General features: G+C 67.9%; 27 protein-coding genes, 1 pseudogene and 1 other annotated feature. Of the genes and pseudogenes, 17 read left to right on the plus strand and 11 right to left on the minus strand.

All coding sequences use genetic code 11. The annotated features are described in order from the left end of the window. Window positions 1–51: 51 nt before the first annotated feature. From ACFWAY_RS22560 to ACFWAY_RS22600, 9 genes are all read left to right on the plus strand, one after another. Window positions 52–444: a hypothetical protein gene (locus ACFWAY_RS22560; RefSeq protein ID WP_378512227.1), complete on the plus strand. Its 393-nt coding sequence runs from the start codon at window positions 52–54 to the stop codon at window positions 442–444. After that, a complete protein-coding gene (locus ACFWAY_RS22565) occupies window positions 441–2,564 on the plus strand; it encodes a hypothetical protein (RefSeq protein ID WP_378512228.1) in 2,124 nt (707 codons plus the stop codon). The genes ACFWAY_RS22560 and ACFWAY_RS22565 overlap by 4 nt, the downstream gene beginning before the upstream one ends. Next, the gene (locus ACFWAY_RS22570; RefSeq protein ID WP_378512229.1) at window positions 2,564–3,361 is read left to right on the plus strand and encodes a hypothetical protein; all 798 of its coding nucleotides are present in this window, start codon (window positions 2,564–2,566) and stop codon (window positions 3,359–3,361) included. Before ACFWAY_RS22565 ends, ACFWAY_RS22570 begins: the two co-directional genes overlap by 1 nt. Window positions 3,362–3,689: 328 nt before the next feature. After that, on the plus strand, window positions 3,690–5,675 hold the full coding sequence (locus ACFWAY_RS22575; RefSeq protein ID WP_378512230.1) for a cutinase family protein: 1,986 nt from the start codon (window positions 3,690–3,692) through the stop codon (window positions 5,673–5,675). Then, window positions 5,672–5,932 (plus strand): hypothetical protein, encoded by a 261-nt coding sequence (locus ACFWAY_RS22580; protein ID WP_378512231.1) that lies wholly within the window; start codon window positions 5,672–5,674, stop codon window positions 5,930–5,932. The genes ACFWAY_RS22575 and ACFWAY_RS22580 overlap by 4 nt, the downstream gene beginning before the upstream one ends. Before the next feature lie 146 nt (window positions 5,933–6,078). Then, window positions 6,079–6,888 (plus strand): N-formylglutamate amidohydrolase, encoded by an 810-nt coding sequence (locus ACFWAY_RS22585; RefSeq protein WP_378512232.1) that lies wholly within the window; start codon window positions 6,079–6,081, stop codon window positions 6,886–6,888. A 348-nt stretch (window positions 6,889–7,236) separates the two neighbouring features. Further along, on the plus strand, window positions 7,237–7,398 hold the full coding sequence (locus ACFWAY_RS22590) for a hypothetical protein (RefSeq protein ID WP_378512233.1): 162 nt from the start codon (window positions 7,237–7,239) through the stop codon (window positions 7,396–7,398). A gap of 136 nt (window positions 7,399–7,534) precedes the next feature. Then, on the plus strand, window positions 7,535–8,023 hold the full coding sequence (locus ACFWAY_RS22595; RefSeq protein WP_378512234.1) for a hypothetical protein: 489 nt from the start codon (window positions 7,535–7,537) through the stop codon (window positions 8,021–8,023). A 155-nt stretch (window positions 8,024–8,178) separates the two neighbouring features. Next, window positions 8,179–8,454: a response regulator transcription factor gene (locus ACFWAY_RS22600; RefSeq protein ID WP_378512235.1), complete on the plus strand. Its 276-nt coding sequence runs from the start codon at window positions 8,179–8,181 to the stop codon at window positions 8,452–8,454. 212 nt (window positions 8,455–8,666) lie between these two features. Here ACFWAY_RS22600 and ACFWAY_RS22605 read toward each other — a convergent pair whose 3' ends face one another. Further along, the gene (locus ACFWAY_RS22605) at window positions 8,667–8,924 is read right to left on the minus strand and encodes a hypothetical protein (RefSeq protein WP_378512236.1); all 258 of its coding nucleotides are present in this window, start codon (window positions 8,922–8,924) and stop codon (window positions 8,667–8,669) included. 144 nt (window positions 8,925–9,068) lie between these two features. On the opposite strand from ACFWAY_RS22605, the gene ACFWAY_RS22610 reads away from it, so the two are divergent. Next, entirely contained in the window at window positions 9,069–10,022 is a 954-nt protein-coding gene (locus ACFWAY_RS22610; RefSeq protein ID WP_378512237.1) for a barstar family protein, read from the plus strand. A gap of 150 nt (window positions 10,023–10,172) precedes the next feature. Then, window positions 10,173–10,448, plus strand: coding sequence for a hypothetical protein (locus ACFWAY_RS22615; protein ID WP_378512238.1), 276 nt, complete (start codon window positions 10,173–10,175; stop codon window positions 10,446–10,448). Here ACFWAY_RS22615 and ACFWAY_RS22620 read toward each other — a convergent pair. Next, window positions 10,439–10,939, minus strand: a complete 501-nt coding sequence (locus ACFWAY_RS22620; RefSeq protein ID WP_378512239.1) for a serine/threonine protein kinase — start codon at window positions 10,937–10,939, stop codon at window positions 10,439–10,441. The two genes, ACFWAY_RS22615 and ACFWAY_RS22620, sit on opposite strands and share 10 nt — an antisense overlap. A 165-nt stretch (window positions 10,940–11,104) precedes the next feature. Here ACFWAY_RS22620 and ACFWAY_RS22625 point away from each other — a divergent pair, with 165 nt between their 5' ends. After that, entirely contained in the window at window positions 11,105–11,620 is a 516-nt protein-coding gene (locus ACFWAY_RS22625) for a hypothetical protein (protein ID WP_378512240.1), read from the plus strand. 31 nt (window positions 11,621–11,651) lie between these two features. On the opposite strand, the gene ACFWAY_RS22630 is transcribed toward ACFWAY_RS22625, so the two are convergent. The 7 genes and pseudogenes from ACFWAY_RS22630 to ACFWAY_RS22660 form a co-directional block, all read right to left on the minus strand. Beyond that, the gene (locus ACFWAY_RS22630; protein ID WP_378512241.1) at window positions 11,652–12,119 is read right to left on the minus strand and encodes a hypothetical protein; all 468 of its coding nucleotides are present in this window, start codon (window positions 12,117–12,119) and stop codon (window positions 11,652–11,654) included. Window positions 12,120–12,183: 64 nt separating this feature from the next. Next, the gene (locus ACFWAY_RS22635) at window positions 12,184–12,393 is read right to left on the minus strand and encodes a glyoxalase (protein WP_378512242.1); all 210 of its coding nucleotides are present in this window, start codon (window positions 12,391–12,393) and stop codon (window positions 12,184–12,186) included. Window positions 12,394–12,510: 117 nt separating this feature from the next. Next, window positions 12,511–12,828, minus strand: coding sequence for a hypothetical protein (locus tag ACFWAY_RS22640; protein ID WP_378512243.1), 318 nt, complete (start codon window positions 12,826–12,828; stop codon window positions 12,511–12,513). Between the two features lie 129 nt (window positions 12,829–12,957). Then, window positions 12,958–13,411, minus strand: a pseudogene (locus ACFWAY_RS22645) (SixA phosphatase family protein). A gap of 525 nt (window positions 13,412–13,936) precedes the next feature. Beyond that, entirely contained in the window at window positions 13,937–14,173 is a 237-nt protein-coding gene (locus ACFWAY_RS22650; protein ID WP_378512244.1) for a hypothetical protein, read from the minus strand. A gap of 172 nt (window positions 14,174–14,345) precedes the next feature. Further along, on the minus strand, window positions 14,346–14,666 hold the full coding sequence (locus ACFWAY_RS22655) for an ANTAR domain-containing protein (protein WP_378512245.1): 321 nt from the start codon (window positions 14,664–14,666) through the stop codon (window positions 14,346–14,348). A 143-nt stretch (window positions 14,667–14,809) separates the two neighbouring features. Further along, window positions 14,810–15,010: a three-helix bundle dimerization domain-containing protein gene (locus ACFWAY_RS22660; protein ID WP_378512246.1), complete on the minus strand. Its 201-nt coding sequence runs from the start codon at window positions 15,008–15,010 to the stop codon at window positions 14,810–14,812. Between the two features lie 204 nt (window positions 15,011–15,214). Between ACFWAY_RS22660 and ACFWAY_RS22665 the strand changes: the two genes are divergently transcribed. The 4 genes from ACFWAY_RS22665 (at window position 15,215) to ACFWAY_RS22680 (ending at window position 18,830) form a co-directional block, all read left to right on the plus strand. Next, window positions 15,215–15,736 carry a DUF6328 family protein gene (locus ACFWAY_RS22665; protein WP_378512247.1) on the plus strand — a complete coding sequence of 174 codons (522 nt, stop codon included), beginning with the start codon at window positions 15,215–15,217 and terminating at the stop codon, window positions 15,734–15,736. A gap of 15 nt (window positions 15,737–15,751) precedes the next feature. Further along, a complete protein-coding gene (locus ACFWAY_RS22670) occupies window positions 15,752–17,212 on the plus strand; it encodes a CHAD domain-containing protein (protein WP_378512248.1) in 1,461 nt (486 codons plus the stop codon). A 429-nt stretch (window positions 17,213–17,641) separates the two neighbouring features. Then, window positions 17,642–17,845, plus strand: coding sequence for a three-helix bundle dimerization domain-containing protein (locus ACFWAY_RS22675; RefSeq protein WP_378512249.1), 204 nt, complete (start codon window positions 17,642–17,644; stop codon window positions 17,843–17,845). 517 nt (window positions 17,846–18,362) lie between these two features. Beyond that, complete coding sequence (locus ACFWAY_RS22680) at window positions 18,363–18,830, plus strand: SixA phosphatase family protein (protein ID WP_378512280.1); 468 nt, start codon at window positions 18,363–18,365, stop codon at window positions 18,828–18,830. Window positions 18,831–18,865: 35 nt separating this feature from the next. On the opposite strand, the gene ACFWAY_RS22685 is transcribed toward ACFWAY_RS22680, so the two are convergent. Both ACFWAY_RS22685 and ACFWAY_RS22690 read right to left on the minus strand, forming a co-directional pair. Next, window positions 18,866–19,111, minus strand: a complete 246-nt coding sequence (locus ACFWAY_RS22685) for a winged helix-turn-helix domain-containing protein (protein ID WP_378512250.1) — start codon at window positions 19,109–19,111, stop codon at window positions 18,866–18,868. 23 nt (window positions 19,112–19,134) lie between these two features. Beyond that, window positions 19,135–19,557 carry a hypothetical protein gene (locus tag ACFWAY_RS22690; RefSeq protein WP_378512251.1) on the minus strand — a complete coding sequence of 141 codons (423 nt, stop codon included), beginning with the start codon at window positions 19,555–19,557 and terminating at the stop codon, window positions 19,135–19,137. 586 nt (window positions 19,558–20,143) lie between these two features. Here ACFWAY_RS22690 and ACFWAY_RS22695 point away from each other — a divergent pair. Then, a protein-coding gene (locus tag ACFWAY_RS22695; RefSeq protein ID WP_378512252.1) for an IS3 family transposase occupies window positions 20,144–21,405 on the plus strand; the annotation gives its coding sequence in 2 pieces (ribosomal slippage) (window positions 20,144–20,438 and window positions 20,438–21,405; 1,263 coding nt in all). Then, window positions 20,428–20,559: a sequence feature (AL1L pseudoknot), on the plus strand. (Overlaps the previous gene by 132 nt.) Window positions 21,406–21,465: the final 60 nt, after the last annotated feature.

The following is a 21,465-nucleotide window of genomic DNA, read 5'->3' on the forward strand; positions in this document are numbered from 1 at the left end:
GCAAACATGCCAGCGAAAATACCTGCAACAAGGCACGTAGTGGGTAGGGTGATGTCCGCGCAAGCACACGGGCGGCACGCGGAATACGAGTGGGTGGGTATGGCGAAGGTGGGACATTCCGAAGGCGGCGCCCGCCGCCGCCCGACCGGAGCCGGACGAGGCGCCGCGGAGTCGGGGAAACGCGCTCCCGGTGCGGGAGACTCCGGTGGTGCGGGAACGCCGAGTCCGGAGTTGACGGCGAAGTTGGAACCGCGGAAGGGACCGACGAAGGTTCCGCTCAATACCCGGGTACTGGCCTCGACGGAGGCCCGGTTGACCTGGCTGGTGAACAATCGCCAATCCACGGTGACCAACGTCGTGGACGTGGCCCTGCAGGAGTTCTTCGACCGCTACAGCGTCCCGCCGGCAGATCATGACGGCCGGATCGCCGAGCACGACTCATGAGCGGGCCGTGGGAACAGATACCCCTGTTCGCACTGCCCGAGACAACCCTGACGACATCTCCCGATCCCACCAATGACGTTGTCCCAGATGACGACGTTGTCCCAGATGACGACGTTGTCCCAGATGACGACGTTCTCCCCGACGACGACGTTCTCCCCGACGACGACGTTCTCCCCGACGACGACGCTGCCTCCGTCGATGCTGGTGTCTGCATCGCAGCCGATCAGGCGGCCTCGGAGCCAGCCGTTGCCGGACACCCGGAATCGTCCGAGCACTGCGACGTCGCCGAAGCCGACGACGCCCCAACCCCGCCGTCTCCCGAGGTGGACAGCAACGAAGTGGACAGCGCTGCGGTGAACGGCGACGACGAGCCCACCGAAATCGCACCGGCGGAAACAGCTACGTCAGAAACCGCCACGACGGAACCAACGACACCCGCTGATGCCCTGGATCTCCCAGCATCGGAGATCGAGCCGACGGCAACACCCCGTACACCGGTGTGGGAGGCGTTGCCCGCCGGTGAGGAGGCCGATGGCCATGCGCTGATCGTGACCGCCGCGGGAACGTACACACCCTCCGGGCGGGAGTTGACCGGTCCGGTCGATTCGGTCGAGAAGCTGGACAAGCTGATCCGCTGGGCCGCGCTGACACCGTTGGGAGCCCCCGCACAGATCTGGGTCGTCGGACAGGGCGCATGCGAGCTGCTCGGGTGGATCATCGATCCGGGCAGCGAGGACGACGTCGACGACATGGAAGCCCTGCGCACCCGCGCCGCCCAAGAATTGACTGCCGTCCTCCAGGCCGCCCTCACCCCCCTGCTGAACGCGGGGTGGGAGTTGCGCGGCGATCCCGGGCACGTGGTGCACCTGTCCCGCTCGATCGGGAACTTCACCTCGATGGTCGATGTGGTGATCGAACCCTATGTGTGGACGTACTGGAACAAGGACTTCGGTTGGCACAACCGGGTCGGCGACATGGGGATCCTCGGCTCACCGACGGCCGGAACGTATCTCCCGGACGACGACCTCTCGGCAGCACGTGAACTCGGTCGCCGGTTGGCGTGGTGCGCCCGGCACCTGGGGGTGCTCCCGGGGCCGACGCCCGCGCGGACCGGCGCCGCGATCGTCGACAAGATCAAGCGGGAGCGCACCCGCAGCGGCAAGGGCATCGTCGTCACCGCACCTGGCTCGGTCCCACCGCTGGACGGCCCGCCGCGGGGAGATCTCGAACCCGCGGTCGGCTGGACACGCGTCCCCGACGCGCAGGATCTCGACGGGACGGGCCGGTTGGTGTCCATCGATCAGCGCGCCGCCTACCTTGCCTCCGCGGGCATGCTCGAATTCGGCTACGGGCAACCCAAGCACCTGACCGGTAACGCGGCGGCTGCTGCGGCGGTGGGGGAGAAGGGGGCCCCGTTCGGGCTGTGGCGGATCACCCTGCCCGCGGGGCAGACGTTGTCGCTGCCCGAGAAGCTACCTCTTGCGCACCCGCACATGCTCGCGGACCAACCGGTGCAGACCTGGGTTACCACGGTCAGCCTCGACGGGCTGTGCGCACCGGTCGCAGACGGCGGAATCGGCGCCGAACTCGACGACCTCGACATCACCGAGGCCTGGGTCTACCCGCAGCAAGGCCGCGCCCTCGACAAGTGGGCGAAGATCCTGCGCGACGCCCGCAAGGTTGCGGTGGATACCGAGGATGCGGCGACGAAGCGGTTCCTCGGCACCTGTTACAAGGGTTACATCGGGCGAATGGTGAACCCGGACATGTGGACTGCGAAGCAGATGCAGCATCACCACCAACCGCTGTGGCGGGCGTCGATTGTCGCGCACTGTCGGTGGCGTGGCCGCCGGGTGGCGATGCGGATTGCCCGCGAGCACGGCCGTTGGCCGGTCCGCACCGTCACCGACTCCTGGGTGTACCTCCTCGCCGACGGGGAGGACATCGCCGACCCGAGTGAGGCGTTGGGGAAGATGTCGGTGGAGAAGGACACACTCCTCACCGACACCCTGATATCGGCTTTCACTTCGGCGGAGGATGTGCACGATGTGAACCTGGCGATCAAGGCGGCATTCGCCGACAACGAGGACGCCGCCGACGAAGGGGAGGGGGTGCTCTGATGGCACTGCATCTTCCGAAGCCGCGCACCACGAAGCCGGCGCAGGAGGCGGTCGGTCTCGACGGCCTCAAGGTGTCCGTCGCCAACGCCGCGACCAGCGGTGTGGAAAAATCAAAGCAGGTCAAGAGCGGGGGACTGGCCGGGCTGACCAGCAAGGTCTCCGTCAAGCAGCTGCGCACGGAACTCGGCAACGAGGGCCTGCGGCAGGCGGCGATCGATGCCGGCCGCACACCCCCGTCCGACCGCACACTGCGCCGGTGGGCGCAGCAAGGCCGCATCCCGCACCCGGACGTTCTCGAGCGTGCCCAACGCCGCGCGGCGATCGAACGCCTCGGCGGCGTCGATGCCGTCGCCGCGAAGATCGGGCGGTCCCGCTCCGCGGTCTCCCGATACCGGTCCGGGGAAACGAACGAGTTGCGTGCCGATGCCAGCAAGAAACTCAGGAACGTCAAAGCCGAGGACATCATGAAACGCGCCGGAGTGTTGCGCCCGGACGGAACACCGAAGAAGGCGGTCATCCGGGTCAAGGGCGGTGTCATGGTCCGCAACGGCGCCGACGAGGGTTACGACTACCGGGTCCGCACCCTGGACTTCGCGAACTCCGACACACCCTTCAGCAGCGACGAGTCCCGCGAACTGGCCGCCGCGCTGGCCAACGACGATCACGCCCGGGTCGTCGCCTTGCTCGAGCGGCACGCCACCCTCGACTACCCGGAGAACAAGGGTTTCGACAAGTACAGCGACCAGTTCGGATTCCACTTCGACCACATCGACTCCGTCCACATCGACTGGATCTGATCCCGGCCTGGACCGCATCACAGGGGGACGGGACGCTTTCCACAGCCAGATCGCGAAGCACCGCTGCCGCAGAACGCACTGCTATGTCGGTAAGCACTGCTATCGAAGCTAGCGGTTCTCGCAACGCTACGGGAGTGCGGGGCGGTGGCCCGGGTAGCAGACGACCCTCCAATGAGGGCCGGGCAGAAGATGTTATCCCCATACCCCGTTGAATTCCGTTGCCGGATTCGGGCACCGTATGCACCTCACCCCAACCGGGGCGGTTCCCGACACGGGACTCGCCCGGCGGGGGGAGTGTCCGAGCCCGCCGGCGACAGATGAGGTGCCCATGCCCGCAAGATATTCGAGAGCCCGCAGCCTGGTGGCTTTCGTCGCGTGTGCGACCGTCGCCGGCGGCAGTGTCGCGGTGACCGCCCCCGCTATCGCGCACGCCGACCCCACCGGTTGTGCGGCGACGTTCAACCTGCTGATCCCCGGTACCTGGGAGACCTCCGAGACTGCCGACCCTACCCATCCTGTTGGGATCCTCAAACCGGTCGCCGACGCCATCACCGCCGCCCACGGTGACCGAGCCAAGGTCTACACCCTCCCGTACATGGCCCGCGCGTTCGACAACGGACACACCTACGCCGACAGCAAACTCGACGCCCTCACCAAGGCCACGGAGGTTCTCACCGACGTGGCGAGCGCGTGCACGAACACGAAGTTCACGATCACCGGCTACTCCCAGGGCGCCGACGCCGCCGGCGATCTCGCCTCTCAGATCGGCAACGACCACGGGCCCGTCCCTGCCGACCGTGTCCTGGCGATCGGCCTGCTCGCCGACCCCGGCGCCGGCACCAAAGGTTCCGCCATTGTCGGTCCTCGCACCTCCGGACACGGCATCGCCGACCCCCGCCCGCAGGGCATGGGCACACTCTCGGGTCGGGTTGCCTCGATCTGCGACCCCGGGGACCTGTACTGCTCGATCCGCAAGGGCGACAACCCACTACTGGGCTCGCTCGGGTCGATCCTGACCAAGACCCCCAGCACGAACGGCGACACCAGCAACGTTCACGCCGGAAACGTCCAGCTGGCCACCGCGCTGACCTCAGACTTTTCTGCGGCCGACTTGCCGGGACTGGGCGCGAATGTTGCCGCACTCGGACAGCAGCTCGCCGAGCCGAACGTCAATGTCAGCGGCGTGGCAGCGACGGCAAAGTCCATCGCCACCTCGCTCGCCCCGATGGCTGACCTGATCGACTCCGGGGCCGCACGTGCCGCCACCGGGCAGCTCGCCGCCGCCCCGGTGGGCAGCCCCGAATACAGTGCCTCCGAGGTGCTCTCGAAGGCCGGGGCCTCGGATCTGTCCGCCGCGCTGAACGCGGTGACGACGATCGCCGACACCGCACGGAAACTCGCCGATTCGGGGACTACGACCGTCGCCGCCACATCCGCGGACGCGGCGCAGCTGTCGACCGCGGCCACCACCCTCGGCGGCCAGGTCGCCCCACTGACCTCCACCCCAGTCGATGCGCTGTCGGCGGCCTCGACCGTGCTGTCGGTACTCAAACCGGCCACCGTGGTGGGCCAGGTCCTCAACGTCGCCACCGGGGTGACCGCTCTCGACGTCCCGGGCATTCTCCGCAACCTCACCGTGCTGCCGCAGAAGGTCGCCGCCCTCGACGCCCACGGTGCACATCAGGTCGCGGGGGAGCTGAACAACCAATTCGCACCGTTGGTGAAGATGGCCGCAGCCGTGGATCTGCGCTGGATCTCCCAGGTGCTCTCGGTCATCCCCGACCCCACCGGATACACCCAGATCGCCGCGCTCGTGGCGTCGATCCTGGGAGGCGTCGACGTCATCCGGCTGGCCACCCTCATCGGGCGGATCCAGGACATCGCCTGGACCGCGGTGGAGAAACTGCTGCCGCCCCCCGGACAAGTCCCCGACCCCCTCGGCGCCGGGGCGGCGATGGCCGGCCTGCTGCCCGTCGGCCTCGACCTGGCCTCGGTGGCGGTGAACATGCTCTCCGGCAAGGCCTCCAAGACCCCGCCGGAACTACTCGGCAAGCAGTCCACCGCGGCCACCAGCATCAGCGCCCAACCGGAGAACGTTGATCTGCCCGCGCTGACCGGCTCGCTGACGACCATGGCCCAGTCCCGCGGCGCCGAGGACCTGACCGCCCTGGTCGGCGAAGGCCTGAAGGCCGCGAGCTTTTTCACCTCCGACGCCCACACCAACTACAGCGCCCTGGTCGTCGACAACGCGGGCCGCGACGCGATCACCTGGCTGTCCGATTGGCTGAATATTCAGATCGGACGGTCCGTATGACCTCCCGCGCCCACAACCCGGCCGCCCGCTGGACGTTCTGCGACCTGTGTCATCACCGCGGCTATCACAGCCGCGCGGACGCCAAAGCCGTCCGCAAACGGCACCCCGGGGAGAAGGGCCTCGCGGTGTTCGTCTGCCCGCACACCACCGGGCTGTTTCACATCGGGCACCGCCCAGAAGCGTTGAGCAACGGGCAGATCGACCGACACCTGTTACGCGTCCAGGCGGTCCGCACCAACCGAGCTCACAATCGATGACCGTCCGAGATCGCCGTGCCCGTCGCCGACCTTGCTACCGACCGACACCTTGGCGGAGCGCTTCCGGCCCTTCCCCACCGAACGAAACGCGCAAGCGAACACACTCCGGCGTCCCACTGCCCGACCACCCCAGAAAGGGAGTTGTCATGACGATCTGCCGCATCCAGTCGGGCGATCCCGCATCCCCGGTCATCCTGCACGTCCCACACGCATCCCGGGCGATCCCCGGCACCGTCCGCAAGGGGCTGCTCCTCTCCGATGCCGAACTGCACATGGAACTCGACGAATCCACCGACACCGCAACCGACCTCATCGCCTCCGGTGCCGCGGACTACGCCACGTCAGGGCGGGGCAGGCCCTGGCTGGCGATCAACCAGGTCTCCCGATTGGTCATCGACCCCGAACGATTCCCCGGCGACGACGAGCCGATGAACACGGTCGGTAGGGGAGCGGTCTACACCCGCACCTGCACCGGCACCCTGCTGCGACCCGAACCCGCTCCCGACACCCAATACCTGATGGACACCTACTTCCACCCCTACGCCACCACCCTGTCGGAGCTGGTCGACGACCGGCTCGCCGCCACCGGAGCCGCGGTGATCATCGACGTGCACTCCTACCCTCGGTACCCGTCCGGATTCGAAGACCCCACCCGGACCCGACCCCCGCTCTGCATCGGGACCGACGACTTCCACACCCCCGAACCGCTGACCGAACAGGTACAGGCCGCCTTCGCCGGACTCCAGGAGAGCGCCGTCAACGCCCCGTACGCCGGCTGCTACGTGCCCCTGAGCCGGTACCGCACCGACCCCCGAGTCGGCGCGGTGATGATCGAACTCCGCCGCGACCGGTACCTGAAGACCGATCACACCCCGGACCCGGACAAGGTTGACGCACTGTCCCGCATGCTCGCCACCCTGGTGGACCGATGCACCGTCACAGGGGCCGCGCACTGATGTGCCAGCCGAAACCGGGACCCCGCTGCACCCCACACGCGCGGGGACGCCTGCAGCGCGCCCGCCGCACCCTTACCGACGCCCGCTCCGCGCTCGAACACGACCCCGACAATGTCACGGTCGGTGAACGCGTCCGCCGCGCCGAAGCCGCCGTGGCTGAGACTCGGGCACTGTACGACTCCACCCCCGGCGGACAGGCCGAGCTGCGGGAGCAGATCGACCGCCAATCCGACACCACCGCCCGCACAGTTGCGCAGCAGCGCCTGACGGCGGGCCAAGAACTGCGTGCCCGGCAGATCGCCGCGCTACGCCATAATCAGCAAAACTCCACCCCTGAGGACGGAACCGATGACCAACGAACCGACACCGACACTGACACAGGCACAGCGAGAAGCGTTCTGGGCCCGTCAGGAGGGCTGGACCCCGCAGATGCCGGAGCCCGAGCGGCGCGCGATCGAACAGAAATGGAACGACGAGGCGATCACGCTGGCGCAGTTCCACGGCTTCTGATCAACCACCGGGAAGTCCTCCCACCGCAACACATTCCCTGCCCGGCGATCGTGCCCGGTATCTGCGGGCCCGGGGCTACAGCACTCCCGACCTCTACGAGCTGAGCCCTCGTGATGTCGCCCTGTACCACGCCCAGATGAGCGCACTGAAGGACAACAACCCGTACGCCGCGTCGGTCTCCGTGTACGACATCGACGAATACCGTCACATGCGCCTGCTGATCACCGACGACGGCAGGGCCGGCGTCGCCCTCAAGGCAGATGAGGTGGTCTCCGTCTACGCGCACCGCGACAGCCGCCACCCCCGAGCGGGGCGTGCACTGCTGGAAACCGCAGTCGCACAAGGAGGTCGACGCCTCGACTGCTTCGACACCGTGCTCCCCGACCTGTACAGCAAGGCCGGATTCGTCGCGGTCGCCCGGTTGCGCTGGAACGACGACTACGCACCCGACGGCTGGGACTACACCACCTTCCGGCAGATCAACGGCGGACGGCCGGACGTGGTGTTCATGGCCTACAACCCCCGGGCGGTCGACTCGACCTATCTTCCCGGCACCGGCGGGTACGTCGACGACTACGACCAGGGTGTGCACGCGGCCCGCACGCACTCGGGCCTCGGCCAGTAACCCCAGGTGCCGAACGAACACCGCGCCCGTCTGGGCGGAACTCGATTCATCGATGTCGGCCCCCGCGTACTGACCCATCCGAATGGCGCACCGCCTCGAATCACACAGGTGTGCGTCCCGTGGCCAGTGCTGCGGCTCGAGAAGGTGAGATCGCGATGACTTCTGTTCCTGGCCCCACGCCCGACACTGTCGGGGAGCCGCAGCAGCGGCCCACGCTGACACCACGCGAGCTGGAGATCCTCCGCCTGTGGCTGCGGAGTGAATCGAAGACTGTGGCCGCATCCGACCTGGGCATCAGCCTGGGCACGATCAACACCCACCTGATCCGGATCCGAGCGAAGTACGCGGCCGCCGGGCGCCCCGTCGCCGACAAGTCCGGCTTGTTGATCCGGGCGCTGCAGGACGGGCTGGTGTCTCTCGCCGAGCTCTGACGCGACTGGTCCACCTGCATGCTTCACCAGGGCGGAGCGCCGCAGAGGGGGCGAGTTTGTCGATCTTGCAGTGTGGAGTGGGGGCGCCGTGGCTGTAACTCTCAGCAGGGCCCTGGCGCCGTGCCGCGACGACTGCAAGCGGCGGACAGTAGCGGGCTGTTCCGTGACTAGTTCCACCCGTTCGTCGTGCGGATCGGCTGGCGTGTGTGGGGTCAGCAGGCTCTCGGGCGCCGGGGCAAGGTTTGGTTATTGAGCCGTGCTGCCCGGGCATTCTCGTGCGCGACGATCGCTTCCTGCCAGTCATGATCGGTCACGGCGGCGTGGCCGCAGGTGACTGGGGGTGGAACACCGAGCTGCGCGGCGATCTGCGCCCACGATATGCCCGCCGCGAGGGCCTCGATCACCGCCCTGGTGAGGAGATCGTCGGTCCGGTCGCCGCCGGAGACGGCAGCCTGGCTGTCAGAGTCCACCGGAATACCCGACCTGGCCCGCTCGATGGGCGCGAATTGATTGATCCATCCCCGGCACTGTATCGGCGTCCAGAAATCGACGACCCGGTCACCGATCGGTGGTCGGTCACGTTCCGTGTGCTCACCCGCCTCTACGCTCGGAGTATGGCGCACAGAGGTGTGTTCGATCCGACCGACCGCGACGTGTTCAACGAGCAGCGTCAACGCTTCGACTGGAGCCTTCTGCAGAACGGCAACGTGCACCGGTATGACACCGCGTTCCAACTCGACAGCGCGTGCGCCCGCCTCACCGATCTCGGCTACCTCGTACACCGCATCGACGCCCATCCATGGACCACCGTCGCGAACATGCACACCGCTTTCGCGAAGGCGATGTCCTTTCCCGCCCACTACGGCCGCAACCTCGACGCGTTCAACGACGTGCTCTCCGACGTCGCCAGGTTCGACTACGGCAGCGATCCCGCCAGCTCGGGGACCGTCCTCGCCATCGCCGGATACGACACTCTCGCAGGAATGGACCGGCGCACCGCCGGCATCGTTCTCGACATCTTCGCGGTCCAAGCGCGTGTAGCCGCTCTCTACGCGCACCCGATGCTCTGTCTGGTCGAATCCACGGTCACCGACTATCCCGCGGTCGGTGGCCGCCCGGTCTACTTCGGCAGCGTCTGGGATCTCGGGCCGGATCCGCCAGCGCCGTTTCACGACGGGGATCTTGTCGAAAACGTGTTACAGATCTATGCGGACGAAGCCACCGCCTCCAAGTACGTCGCCGCACTGCACCCAGTCCTTGCCGACACCCTCGCAGCCCTCGGCCGCTGGCAGATCCTCAATCCCGTGCTGGCCTCCGAGCGCACCGCAGCGTTTCACGCCAAGCATCGACCGAAACCACCTCCACCGGGAACTCGACTGTGGGAGATCTTCATCGGCCTCCAAGGCGCCGGGGACCACACCATCCTCGGCGACCAACTCGTGCACGTCCTCTCGGACGCCGGAATGCACTTCGATCAACTGATAACCAGGTTCTACACGGCCGGAACCGAGGAACGAAGGCAAGCTCTGAGTCACTATCCCGACCGCCGAAATCCAGACGACAGATAGATGAACGCTGGCATGCCGCGGCACACCACCAGGGCGCACCCATTGACAGGCCCCCGTGTGAGGTCATCTCCGCATTCCACATGGGTCCCTCAAACCGAAAGGCGTCACCCCTGATGAGCACCATGAACGTCTTGTCCGGGCAGCGAATCGTTGTCGTGGGAGGCGGTTCCCGCCTCGGCGCGCCATCACCATCGCCGCCGCCGACCAGGAGCAGACATCGCCGTCGCGGGACGATCACCCGAACGGGCGGCGGTCCTCAGACTGGCTGGCGACGGCCGGCCCACGACCACCGTCCTGCGGTTGCTCACCGCGGTCGCGGGTACCGCGATCGTGCTGGGGGCACCCGACGGGACACCACAGCTACCCCGAACCTTCCGGGCGTTCCTGCGCACCATCGCCGACCACAGGCGAGACGATTACCTGTGAGCGCGCCGGGTTCGGCGATCCGCGACGTGGTCGAGGGCAAGGGTCGCGATGGTGGGGTTCAACCCGATCTGCCGCCACTCGGCGGTGAGGGTGAGCGACCGCACGGGTGAGTCATCGGTGTCCGTGCCGATCCAGTACTGGGGTTCGGTGCGGTAGGTGCACATTCCGGCCGCCGATGCCTGGATGTCGGGGCGGGCACAGTAGGGGTCGGCGACGATCAGGTGGCCGGTGGTGCCGAGCCAGATGTCGAGATAGGACCAGCGGGCGGAGGTGTCCCGGGGGTCGGTCAAGGGGCGGGTTTGGTACTGGGCCCGGTGGGCGGAGCCGGCGGCGACGGTCAGCGTGAGGTGGACGGCGAGGCCGGCGTCGTAAGCGACGACTCGGGCCAGCTCCAGCGTCAGGGAGGTGTCGGCGACCAGGAGGCGTCGACCGTGTACTTCGGTGCCTCCGCAGGCCGGTGCCGGGTTCTCCGGCCACCTCCGCATGCACATGATGTCTGTGATCGTGCCGCATCGTCGCCGGATCGGCAACGCCGCCGCGGTAAACAAACCCCGTGGTCGGTGCCCTGTTCAGGTGGGCGGTCGGTGGGTACTCCCGGTCGGACAGGATCGGCGGCGTCGTCGATCTCCAACACTGGTGGAGCGGGGCGAGAGGGCATGAACTTGGTCAACGGAACGGCACGGGCGGTGACCGGGGTTGGTGAGGCCGCGACGGCCACACTCGGCGCGGTCGGCGGAGCCGCGGTCGGCGTCCTGGTCGGCAGCATGAAAGGTGCGGCAGTCGGGGCTGCGGAGGGTGCCCGTCGCGGAAGTCATTCGACGCCCGCGGCCGTGTTGACGATGGGTGCGGTGGCGGTGACCGGTGTGGTGCAGTGGCCGATCGTGGCCGCGGTCGGTGGGACTGCGCTGGTCCTTGATCAACTCAAACTCGGCGCGAAGCCGGACAACACGAAGCCGGACAAGCCTAGGACCGATGAGCAGTCGACCGGCCCCGGGGCGAGGACCGATGCCGGAGCGAAGGCCGCAGCGGTGTCGGCGGCTCCGGCCGGAACCGCGGCCGAAGCGATCACTCCTGCTCCTGCGCGCAAGGCGGTGCGGGGACGTCGGACGTCGGCGAAGGTACCGCCCTCGAAGACCGCATCCTCCAAGACAGCACCCTCGTCGACACCGTGATGGTTTGGCCCGACGCGGACGTGGCCGGGGTCTAGGTGTTGTTGGCCGTCCGCGGGGTGGCGTTGCGGGCTTCGATGGCCTTGACGGTGTTGTCGAACGGCTTTCCCAGGACGCGGGTGCCGAAGACGCCGAGCACGGCCCCGAGCGCTCGTCCTTTGAGGTTCTTGCCGTCGCGGACCACGACGGCGTCGACGTCGGTGGTCCCGTCGGGCCGTGGGGTGAGGGTGTAGGTGTGGCCGGACTTGCCGCCCCACAGGTTGGAGTCGGTAGTCGTCATGACGATGCGGTGCGGGTCGGTCCAGTCGTAGTGCAGGCGTTCCCAGGCCCCGCCGGAGCCCTCGGTGACGTCGGCGTGGTCGGTGCCGAGTTCGTGCACCTGCAGGTAGGCGTCGGCGCTGTTGCCGAACAGCGTCTGGCGGCCGGGCCCGAAGTCGGTGAGCGCGTCGAGGAATTGTTCCGGGGTGGCGGTGGTGGTCTGGTGCAGGTGGATCGTGGACATGGCGTCCTCCTGGGTGGGTGGGGCGGGGTGAGGGGTCGACCGGTGGGGTGGCGAGGCAGGGCAGTTAGGTGGGCAGCTCCGTCCCGGCCCGTTCGGCGACCATGTAGGCGGCGTACCAGTCGGGCCAGTTCGGATCCGCTGCGCCGGTGCGCTTTTCGTGTTCGCCGTGAGCGATCGCGGCGCGGATCAGCGCACCGGTCAGGTCGGCGGTGTTGCCGAATGTTGTTGCCGTGGTGGTGACCGCCTCGGTGGGGCGGGTGTCGGTGGTGCTCATGGTTGCCTTCTCGCGGGTCTCAAAAGCGGGGTGATGTCGGCTGCGAGGCCGTCAGGCCCTGGTGGGGAGCGCTGTGCGCTGCTTCGCTCCCCTGGGGGGTGGGGCGGCCGGGCTGCGCTACATCGGGGTGCTGTTGTTCCAGCCGACCAGGATCTGGTCGAGCACGATGGTTTCGGCGCGCCGGTCCTGCCGCTGGTCCCGCTGGCGGTCGTGCTGGCGTTGCTGCTGCATGTCGTTGTCGCGGTCGAGCGGGTTGTCGTGGGTGACGGCGGCGGCGACGGGCTGTGCAGGGGCCGGTGCGGCGGCGGTGGCGTTCGCGGCGGCGACCGGGACGAGGCCGACTGCGACGGTCGCGGCGGCGACGGCAGCCAGGCGCTTCCAGGAGGAGGTGCTGGTGGCGGAGCGGGTGATCCGGTGAAGCTGTGTGGTGCTCATGGCGGGTGGTCCTCATTCGGGTGCCGCGGGCCCAGCGTCTGCGGCTACTCGAACGGTGTCCGGAAGGGCCGGAAGCGTTACACCGACCAACCCCGGGATCGAGTGTGACGTGTGTCACTACCAGATTGGCTACTGTGGCGGATCGGGGTCGATGTAGCGCGGCGGGGTGTGGGCATTGAGCAGCCAGGCCCCACCCTTTGCGGTGTCACCGATGGGGAAATGCGCGGGTTCCGTCGGTGCGGGTGCATGCGGCGAGCGCGGTGAGGGTTTCGCCGTGGGTGCACCACAGGGTGCCGGCCAGGTCGACGGTGTCGAGGGCGGCATGCAGTTCGTCGGCGGCGGCGTCCGGGGCGAGAAGTGGGTGCTCGTGGACGGGCAGGCGGTGGGCGGCGGCCAAAGGGGCGGGGGTGTCGAGGCAGCGGGTGGTCGGGCTGCAGTACAGGACGCGCAGCTCGATCCCGGTGAGGGTGTCGACGAGGCCGGCAGCTTGTTTCTGGCCGAGGGCGCTGAGGGGCCGGTGGGCGTCGGGCCCGTGCCAGTTCTGCTTTCCTATCGCGTGGGCGTGCCGGAGCAGGACGAACATTGCAGGGCCTTCCCTGATGAGAGCGAGGGTGTGCGGGTCAGCATAGGCGCCGGAGTCGAACGGATCGTGAAGATTCGCGCAGCACGGGCTGGGCGCGAGACGGTGTCCGGTGTGACGGACTCCGGCGATGTTCACCTGACGGTTACGGTCGGTGTCGCCCGGGTGGAATACGGTGGAAGTGCTGCGGATGCCTGTGCTGCTCGGGGGTGGTGCCGTCGCGGTTTCACCTGTCGGCCTGGGGAGTTGCCGTGGAAGTGCTGGCTGTTGTCGTCGTCCTCGTCACCGTTGTCCTGATCGTTCCCGCGGTCCATCTGTTGCTGTGTGCGGTGATCCTGGTCGAGCGGTGCCGCCTCGGTCGGCCCGCGCCGACTCCGGACTCCGTGCCTACGCGGATTGCCCGATTGAGTCGGAGGGTGGGTAGGTCGGATCCGTGGCGGGGTGTTCGAAAGGTGGTCGACAGCCGGCGCGGGAACGGGTAGCGAGGCGGACGCCTGACGGCGCGGGGTGTGCGGTTCATCGCGCGTGCTAGTCGGAGGTGGGCCGGTCGGGCGAGGGTTCGGGGGTACGGAAAATCTGTTTCTCACCGCGGGCTTGCTCCATGCGGTCCTCGAATTCGTGCTCCTTCTCATCGGTGTCGGTGTCGGTGTCGTCGTCGGCGGTAGGCGGTGCGGGGGTTCCGGGGGCACCCAATCCCGGGTCTGCGGCGTCGATCTCGTCGCCACGCACGTGTGTGATCGGCAGGAACGGCTCGTTCATGGACATGGATCCCATCCTGCCCCGGGCCGCGGGGACTGCCAACAGCCCTCGCGCGGGCGGGATGGTCAGTGTGGCCGACGATCTGGAGGCCACGCGGCCGGGAGCAAGGATCTCGGCGGGCCACGCGAGATGCCGCTGCCCGTCGGGCTCTGCCGAGCAGCATCGGCTGGTGGTGGCATCAGGTGGCGTTACCGAGAAGATCCTGGCCAATGTGCGAGATGTGCCTCCCACTCGGCCAGCGCTCCGGAGGCGTGTGCCGTTCCGGGGATCCCAGTGGGGGGTGGGCGTCGATGGCGAGGTCCACCAGAGCATGGGCGACGGTCAGCACGCTGAGGTGGTGACGGTTCGCGACTCGGAGCAGTTCTTCGAATGCATCGATTTGGCTGCAACGACGTCGGGCGATCAGGATGCCCTCCGCCACCGACAGGGTTTCCCGTCCATCCCTCGCGCGGTGGACACCCACCCCGGCCTGCCTGGTGATCGAGTCAGGTTCGGGCACCGTCCTCATGGGGCATCATCTCCCGGGGTGTGGCGTCACTCTGCGGCCGCCGATCGGGCCGGCGACCCAATGTGGCGTACCGCGCACGGTGACACTCACACCTCACGCGAGGACGTACGCCTGCCCGTGTCGGAAGCGACGCCTCACGTCTCGATCACGGAGGCGAGCTTGGCGGTCGCGGTGCGCTCGATGAGCAACGGAACGAAGTCCCGGATGCGCCCGCTCGTGAAATGCGCGACCGCTTCTTCCACGGCGGATTCCACCACCTCCGGCGAGGCGGTCGGGAACTTCGTGAGCAGCCGGGTGGTGACCTGCGAGACCTGGCGTGCTTCCGCGGAATTCATACTACGAATTGTTCTGGCCCGTGACCTTCCAGGTCAATCCAGCACCGGAGCTCTGTGATCAACATATCTCCGGGCAAGAGTGTCGCCCGACCGGCCTTGCAGACCGGGCGCGTGTGCTCGACGGCCTCAGCACTCGCGGCCGGGGCACGCGTGCCGGCGGCCGTTGCGGGTTCGGATGACCAGCAAATCGGGTACCACCTGGGCATGGACGCAGAGGGCCGGGACGACGCCGCATGGAACCGTCGGGTCCGCGACGAAACCGAAACCCAGCGACTCGACCGCAACTGGAGCAACCTGCTGCAGGAACTGCGCGTGGTGCAGACGGGTGTTCAACTCCTGACCGGATTCCTGTTGACGTTGCCGTTCCAGCAGCGTTTCGAGGAACTGTCGGACGCCCAGGAGGTGATCTACCTCGCCACCGTCGCCCTCTCGGTCACCGCGACGATGATGCTGGTCGCGCCGGTCGGCATCCACCGGCTGCTGTTCCGGCAGCATGCCCTGCCCACCCTCGTCGCGACCGGACAGCGACTGGCGATCGGCGGCATCGCCGTCCTGGGTTTCGCCCTCGTCGGCGTGGTGCTGCTGATCTTCAGCTTCGTGGTCGACATGCGCACCGGGATCATCGCGGCGGCGGTGGCGATGGTGATGTTCTTCGGGTTCTGGATCCTGCCGTCGCTGCTCGCCCGCCGGTCCACCGGCGATCGGCAACCACACGAATCGGTGTGAGGGCAGACTGGACTCATGGTGTCGACGCAGCGTGAGCGGGAAGACAAGTACGACGTGGACCGGAATTTCACCCTGCCGGATCTGGAAGGGCTGGTCCCGGCCGGTGGCCGACTCGACACCGCAGCGGCGACCCTGACCAGTGTCTACTACGACACCACCGACCGGGACCTGCTTCGCCAGCACCTCACGCTGCGCCGCCGCACCGGTGACACCGGCGCCGGGTGGCAATTGAAGGTCCCCGCCGACAAGGCCCGCACCGAGCTATCCCTTCCTCCCGGCGACGGCGACACGGTTCCCGGCGAGCTTGCCGGCCTGCTGTACGGGATCGGCCTGGGCAAACCCCTGCACCAGGTGACGGCGCTGTCCACCGTCCGGCGCACCCAACGGCTGCTCGACCGGGACGAGCAGTTGCTCGCGGAGGTGGCCGACGACCTGGTGCACGCCACCGTCGCCGGGGACGTCGCCGTGGTCAGCGAATGGCGGGAAGTGGACGTCGAACTCGGCGAGCACGACAAGCCTGCCCGGGCTACGAAGGTCCTGGCCAAGGTCGGCAAACGCCTCACCAAGGCCGGCGCGAGGCCGTCACCGCACGCGTCGAAGCTCGGCCGCGCACTCGCCGGCACCCACCCACCCGCCGCCGACACACGCGGCGCGGCGGAGCGGGCCCTGACCGAGTACCTCGACGCCCAGGTCCAGGCGATCGTGGCCGGCGACGTGTGGCTGCGCCGCGGGCTGGACCCGATCCATTCCACCCGGGTGGGTATCCGACGGTTCCGCAGCACCCTGCGCGTATTCAACAAGCTCTTCGGTACCGCGGCGCGCACCACGCTGGACGCCGAATTGTCCTGGTACGCCGGTGTGCTCGGTGAGGTGCGGGACCGGCAGGTGCAGCGGAAGCGGTTCGCGGAGAAGGTGGCCGAATTGCCGGACGAGCTGGTGATGGGTCCGGTCGCCGCCCGCATCGAGGGTGATCTGCTCGCCGAGCAACACCGTCACCTCGCAAACGCGATGGAGGTCCTCGACAGCGACCGCTACCGGGCGCTGATGGCCACCCTGGCGCGGTGGCGCACCGATCCGCCCTTCATCGCGCCGGCCGATTCCCGTTCCGTCCGCAAGGCGACGCGCAAGGCCGGGCGCAAGGCGAACAAGAGGCTGACCGCCGCGGTCGCCGACACCGACGACGCGGCGCTGCATCGGGCGCGTAAGGCCGCCAAGCGGGCCCGCTACGCCGCCGAGCTGGCGAGACCGGTCCTCGGGAAGAAGAAGTCCAAGAAGAAGGCGAAGAAGTACAAGGAGATCCAGACGGTGCTGGGCGAGCACCAGGATTCCGTCGTGGCCGCCGAGACCCTCCGTACCCTGGGTGCCCGGGCCGGAACCACGCCGGGCGAGAACGGGTTCGCGTTCGGGCTGCTGTACGGACTCGAACAGCAGGCAGCTCAGCGGGCGCGAGCGGACGCCGTGCGTCTGATCAGCTAACCCACTCGCGGCCCGATGTCTCCTCCAGGTCGCGCACGTCGGTGGTGGGCTGGCGGGTGTTCAGCCAGATCCCATAAAGACAGGTTAATCGGGGGTGAGACCGTGTGTCGCCGGCGTGCGAGCGCAAAGAATTCTTGTCGGAGTGCCCCGGTCGTTGGCAAGGCCGCGCGGAGCGGTGGTGCGGCAGCATTGCGATTATCTCGACGTCCATGCCCTCCGCAGCGCCTCATGGCATCGCCAAATGAGTGCTATGTGGGCACACGGCTCGTCTACCACTCGGCCGCCGGCACACCGCGGTGACGGCAAGACCGACCCCAAAGGGATGCATGCGTACGGCGCTGGCAAGAGTCGCGTGTTCGCGGGTGCGCTCGTCATCAGGCAGTGAGTGCCGGATTGACGCGGCGACCGGGGACGTGCACGCTGTGCGGCATGAACTCCGCGGAGGAAGCCCGCCAGATTTCGCAGGTCGCGACCCGGTTGCGGAACAAGTTCCCGGTCGCGTCGCAGAAGGCGGTCGGGACCGCGGTGGAGGCGGCGGTCGCCCACGTCGCGGGATGCCCGATTTGTGATTTCGTTCCGTTGCTAGTCGAGCGTACGGCGACCGCGAAACTCGGCTCGTTGCTCGCGGCATGACGCTCCGAATGATGGCGGACGACTCGGACGTGGCGCAGGCGCGGATCTTCCTCTGGTCAACTGGACGCGGAGATCGACGTCATCGCGGCGCGCATCGAGACCGTCGAAGCTGTTGCCGGGTGCGCTCGGAGGGCCCACCGGCTGACCGACCGGCTGCGCACCGAGGCCGCGGCGCTGCGCGCCGAGCTGTATGAGGTGCACCGGCTTATTGATGCGATCGTGTTCCGGTTTCCCGAGGAGATGACCTGGGACGCATCAGCACTGGGCTGACCACCGGGAATTGGTGTCGGGGTCGCTGCCACCGGCCCTGCGGGGCCGTGCCCGTCACCCTGCCTTCCGCGGGTGGCGGGTTCCGTTGTTCGCCCCTGCCCGCGCTTGATCAGTCGACACGGTGACGAGACGGGATCCGGGTGGCGAATTCTGTGGCGAACGATCGTCACGGGAGCGACGCGTCGACGATGATCACATCTGACGCCGGCCAACGACACCGAATGGCCGGGTGACCGAGAGGGTGCGCATGTTCGTCCTGGTTCGTCACGCGCATGCGGGTGAGAAGATGGGCTGGCACGGCCGTGATGCGGACCGTCCGCTGAGCACCCTCGGGTACTGGCAGGCCCGCGGCCTGGTCGCGGCGCTGGGCGGCATCGAACTGCGGGCCCTGTTCGCCAGCCCCACCGCCCGCTGCCGTCAGACGCTGCTGCCGCTCGCCGCGGCGCGCGGGCTGCGCATCGACGATCACCCGCTGCTGGCGGCGGACACACCGCCCGACGAACTCCTGACGGTGCTGGAGGCGCCGGAGGCCGACGGGGTCGTGTTCTGTACGCATGGGGAGGTCCTCGACGCCCTGGCGGATCCCGCACGGGCACGGGGCGCGGTGTGGGTGCCGCCGGCGGCGTCGACCGCGAAGGGCGGCGCCTGGATCGTCGACCGCAACGCCGGTCCGGCCCCGACCCTGCAGTACCGTCCGCCGACCCCACCCAACTGACCGAGACTCCGCACTCTGGCCCTGTCTTCGAGGCGTCACCGTGTTCGTAGGCTGAACCCGACGCCCCGCTCGGTGTAAATGCGGTGCGGGGCACTGTGGGAGTCGAGTTTGCGGCGCAGTGAATAGATGCACGTGTTGAGGCTGTTGTTCGTGGTGTCGATCGGGAGTCCCCAGACGGTCTGCAGCAGCCGTCCGCGGCTGACCACCCGGTCGGCGTTCTTCGCGAGAACGACGAGCAGATGGGTTTCCGTTCGGGTCAGGGGAATTCGAACGTCACGCATCTGCACGCTTCGGCACACGATGCTCAGCGAGATCGCCTCCGCCGTGGTCGGCGGCGTGGGAGCCCTGGACGGTCCGATGCGGCGGAGAAGGGCACGCACCCGCGCGACCGCCTCATCCACACCCGCGGGGCGCCGAGCACATCATCGACGCCGGCCTCGAAATAGGCGCAGGTGCGTTTGTCGTCGCGGCGGCTGAACTGTCCCAACACAACAATCCCCGGAATGGACTGGGCCGCTCTCAGTGCCCGGACGATGCGGAGTCCGTCGACATCGGGTGCGCGTGCATCGAGGACCACCACATCCGGCGACTCGGCACCTACTTGTATCGGCACGACCTGCACGTTCAGGCCGGCGGCGCGAAGCGATGCGGTGAGCGGCGATTCGACGTCGGGGGCGGCGACGAGCACGGTTCCGGGAACGGGTGGGTGGTCGGCGGGGCAGTTCATGCCAGGGCCTCCTCCCCTCCGTGACCGTGTCGCCCGTGTCCTGATCGAGGGCGTGCTCGATGTGGTGTGTCCGGGACACAGCCGACCACACCGGTGGTGGTTTCGCAGCCTGAAAGGACTCGGGCAGTGCACCACCCCTGATCGAGGCGTATGTGCGCGCCGGCAGGCGGGTGCCGCCCTCGGTGTGCGAGCAGCTGCACAAACTCACCCGAACAGACTCCAGGTCGAAAGCTCAGTCGGCCATGCGCACGCCTTGGGTGGGAGACAGGTTCGCCTTGCGCGACCGTCGGCGCAGTCGGCGGCGGGCGCCCTGCCCTTCAGCCACGGCGGACATGATCGGCCGGATCACCCTCGCCGGCGACGGTGTGGTCGGACGGGGCACTGGGTGGCTCTGTCCGCTACGTCGGTTCATACCCGCGAGGTGAGATGGTGATGCTCTCCGGCCCGGAAGTGAAGGCTCATCCGATGATCGGTCGGACGCGGCAGCGCCAGTAGTTGACGCACGCACAGTGCCTTGGCTCGGGTTCGGCCCTTGAACCGTCCTGGACGAGGTGGAGACTCCTGATCGAACAAGGAGAATGCTGGTATGCCTGCACCGAGGAAGTACGACGCCGAGACCCAGGATCGCGCCGTCCGGATGTATCGGGACCGGATCGACGAGCACGGAGGCTCGAAGGTCGCAGCCCGTCGCCATGTCGGCGAGCTGCTCGACATCGCGCCGGCGACGCTGAGGAACTGGATCGAGCGGGAGGAGAGCCGCCGGGCCCCCGGAACACCGTCTTCGGTACCTGACGTGTCGGCCGAGGTCGCCAGGCTTCGCCGCGAAGTAGCCGAATTACGCAGAGCCAACGAGATTTTGAAGACCGCGAGCGCGTTTTTCGCGGCGGCGGAGGTCGACCGCCGACTGCGGTGATCGTCGACTACATCGACGCCTACCGTTCCCGTTTCGGGGTCGACCCGATCTGTGCCGTGCTCACCGAGCACGGCATCAGCATCGCCCCGTCCACCTATTACAAGACCAAGCAGCGCGGACCTATCTCGGACACCGACCTGGGCGAGGCGTACGCCGCCAACGCCGTGCACAGGGTGTACGTGGCCAACAAGCGCCTCTACGGTGCCCGCAAGATCTGGTGGGCGATGAAACACGCCGGCCACGTCATCGGGCGCGATCAGGTGGCCCGCCTGATGAAGATCTGCGGGATCCGCGGGGTGGTCCGCGGCAAACGCCGCACGACCACCACCGAGAGCGACGAGCGGGCACCACGACACCCGGATCTGATCAACAGGAAATGGGACACCCCGGACCGTCCGGACCAGTGGTGGGTCGCGGACTTCACGTACGTGTGGACACTCACCGGATTCGTGTACACGGCGTTCTGTGTCGACGTGTTCTCCCGCCGGATCCTCGGGTGGCAGGTGATGACATCCAAGACCACCGTGTTGGTCACCGGAGTGCTCGAGCAGGCGTTGTTCACCCGCAGAAGAACCGATATCCGTTTCACCTCAACGGGTTTGGTGCATCACAGCGATGCGGGGAGCCAGTATACGTCTCTGGCGTTCACCGAGGCGTTGATCGCTTCGGGGATCGCCGGGTCGATCGGCAGCGTCGGTGACGCCCTCGACAACGGATTGATGGAATCGACGATCGGTCTCTACAAAACCGAGCTGATCGACCGTGACGCGTCGTGGAGCGGTCGGGCCGAGGTGGAGCGGGAAACCGCCGAGTGGGTGCGGTGGTTCAATGCGGACCGGTTGCACTCGTCGATCGACTATCTCTCGCCGACCTGGTACGAGGCCCGCTATCGTGAACAGCGTCCCCCGGCTGCCTCAACCCCCGAGGTGGCCTGAACCGGAGTCTCCACTCGATCCAGGGCGATTCACTTCCCATGTCGACAACAGCGCCGGTGA

This window comes from Rhodococcus sp. NPDC059968, from assembly GCF_042738615.1.
Classification (GTDB): Bacteria; Actinomycetota; Actinomycetes; order Mycobacteriales; family Mycobacteriaceae; genus Rhodococcus_F.

Coding starts and splice junctions, on each gene's coding strand:
- ACFWAY_RS22560 (WP_378512227.1), top strand. CDS start 52: ATGTCCGCGCAAGCACACGGGCGGCACGCGGAATACGAGTGGGTGGGT.
- ACFWAY_RS22565 (WP_378512228.1), top strand. CDS start 441: ATGAGCGGGCCGTGGGAACAGATACCCCTGTTCGCACTGCCCGAGACA.
- ACFWAY_RS22570 (WP_378512229.1), top strand. CDS start 2,564: ATGGCACTGCATCTTCCGAAGCCGCGCACCACGAAGCCGGCGCAGGAG.
- ACFWAY_RS22575 (WP_378512230.1), top strand. CDS start 3,690: ATGCCCGCAAGATATTCGAGAGCCCGCAGCCTGGTGGCTTTCGTCGCG.
- ACFWAY_RS22580 (WP_378512231.1), top strand. CDS start 5,672: ATGACCTCCCGCGCCCACAACCCGGCCGCCCGCTGGACGTTCTGCGAC.
- ACFWAY_RS22585 (WP_378512232.1), top strand. CDS start 6,079: ATGACGATCTGCCGCATCCAGTCGGGCGATCCCGCATCCCCGGTCATC.
- ACFWAY_RS22590 (WP_378512233.1), top strand. CDS start 7,237: ATGACCAACGAACCGACACCGACACTGACACAGGCACAGCGAGAAGCG.
- ACFWAY_RS22595 (WP_378512234.1), top strand. CDS start 7,535: ATGAGCGCACTGAAGGACAACAACCCGTACGCCGCGTCGGTCTCCGTG.
- ACFWAY_RS22600 (WP_378512235.1), top strand. CDS start 8,179: ATGACTTCTGTTCCTGGCCCCACGCCCGACACTGTCGGGGAGCCGCAG.
- ACFWAY_RS22610 (WP_378512237.1), top strand. CDS start 9,069: ATGGCGCACAGAGGTGTGTTCGATCCGACCGACCGCGACGTGTTCAAC.
- ACFWAY_RS22620 (WP_378512239.1), bottom strand. CDS start 10,939: ATGTGCATGCGGAGGTGGCCGGAGAACCCGGCACCGGCCTGCGGAGGC.
- ACFWAY_RS22625 (WP_378512240.1), top strand. CDS start 11,105: ATGAACTTGGTCAACGGAACGGCACGGGCGGTGACCGGGGTTGGTGAG.
- ACFWAY_RS22630 (WP_378512241.1), bottom strand. CDS start 12,119: ATGTCCACGATCCACCTGCACCAGACCACCACCGCCACCCCGGAACAA.
- ACFWAY_RS22635 (WP_378512242.1), bottom strand. CDS start 12,393: ATGAGCACCACCGACACCCGCCCCACCGAGGCGGTCACCACCACGGCA.
- ACFWAY_RS22640 (WP_378512243.1), bottom strand. CDS start 12,828: ATGAGCACCACACAGCTTCACCGGATCACCCGCTCCGCCACCAGCACC.
- ACFWAY_RS22650 (WP_378512244.1), bottom strand. CDS start 14,173: ATGTCCATGAACGAGCCGTTCCTGCCGATCACACACGTGCGTGGCGAC.
- ACFWAY_RS22660 (WP_378512246.1), bottom strand. CDS start 15,010: ATGAATTCCGCGGAAGCACGCCAGGTCTCGCAGGTCACCACCCGGCTG.
- ACFWAY_RS22665 (WP_378512247.1), top strand. CDS start 15,215: ATGGACGCAGAGGGCCGGGACGACGCCGCATGGAACCGTCGGGTCCGC.
- ACFWAY_RS22670 (WP_378512248.1), top strand. CDS start 15,752: ATGGTGTCGACGCAGCGTGAGCGGGAAGACAAGTACGACGTGGACCGG.
- ACFWAY_RS22675 (WP_378512249.1), top strand. CDS start 17,642: ATGAACTCCGCGGAGGAAGCCCGCCAGATTTCGCAGGTCGCGACCCGG.
- ACFWAY_RS22680 (WP_378512280.1), top strand. CDS start 18,363: ATGTTCGTCCTGGTTCGTCACGCGCATGCGGGTGAGAAGATGGGCTGG.
- ACFWAY_RS22685 (WP_378512250.1), bottom strand. CDS start 19,111: ATGCGTGACGTTCGAATTCCCCTGACCCGAACGGAAACCCATCTGCTC.
- ACFWAY_RS22690 (WP_378512251.1), bottom strand. CDS start 19,557: ATGAACTGCCCCGCCGACCACCCACCCGTTCCCGGAACCGTGCTCGTC.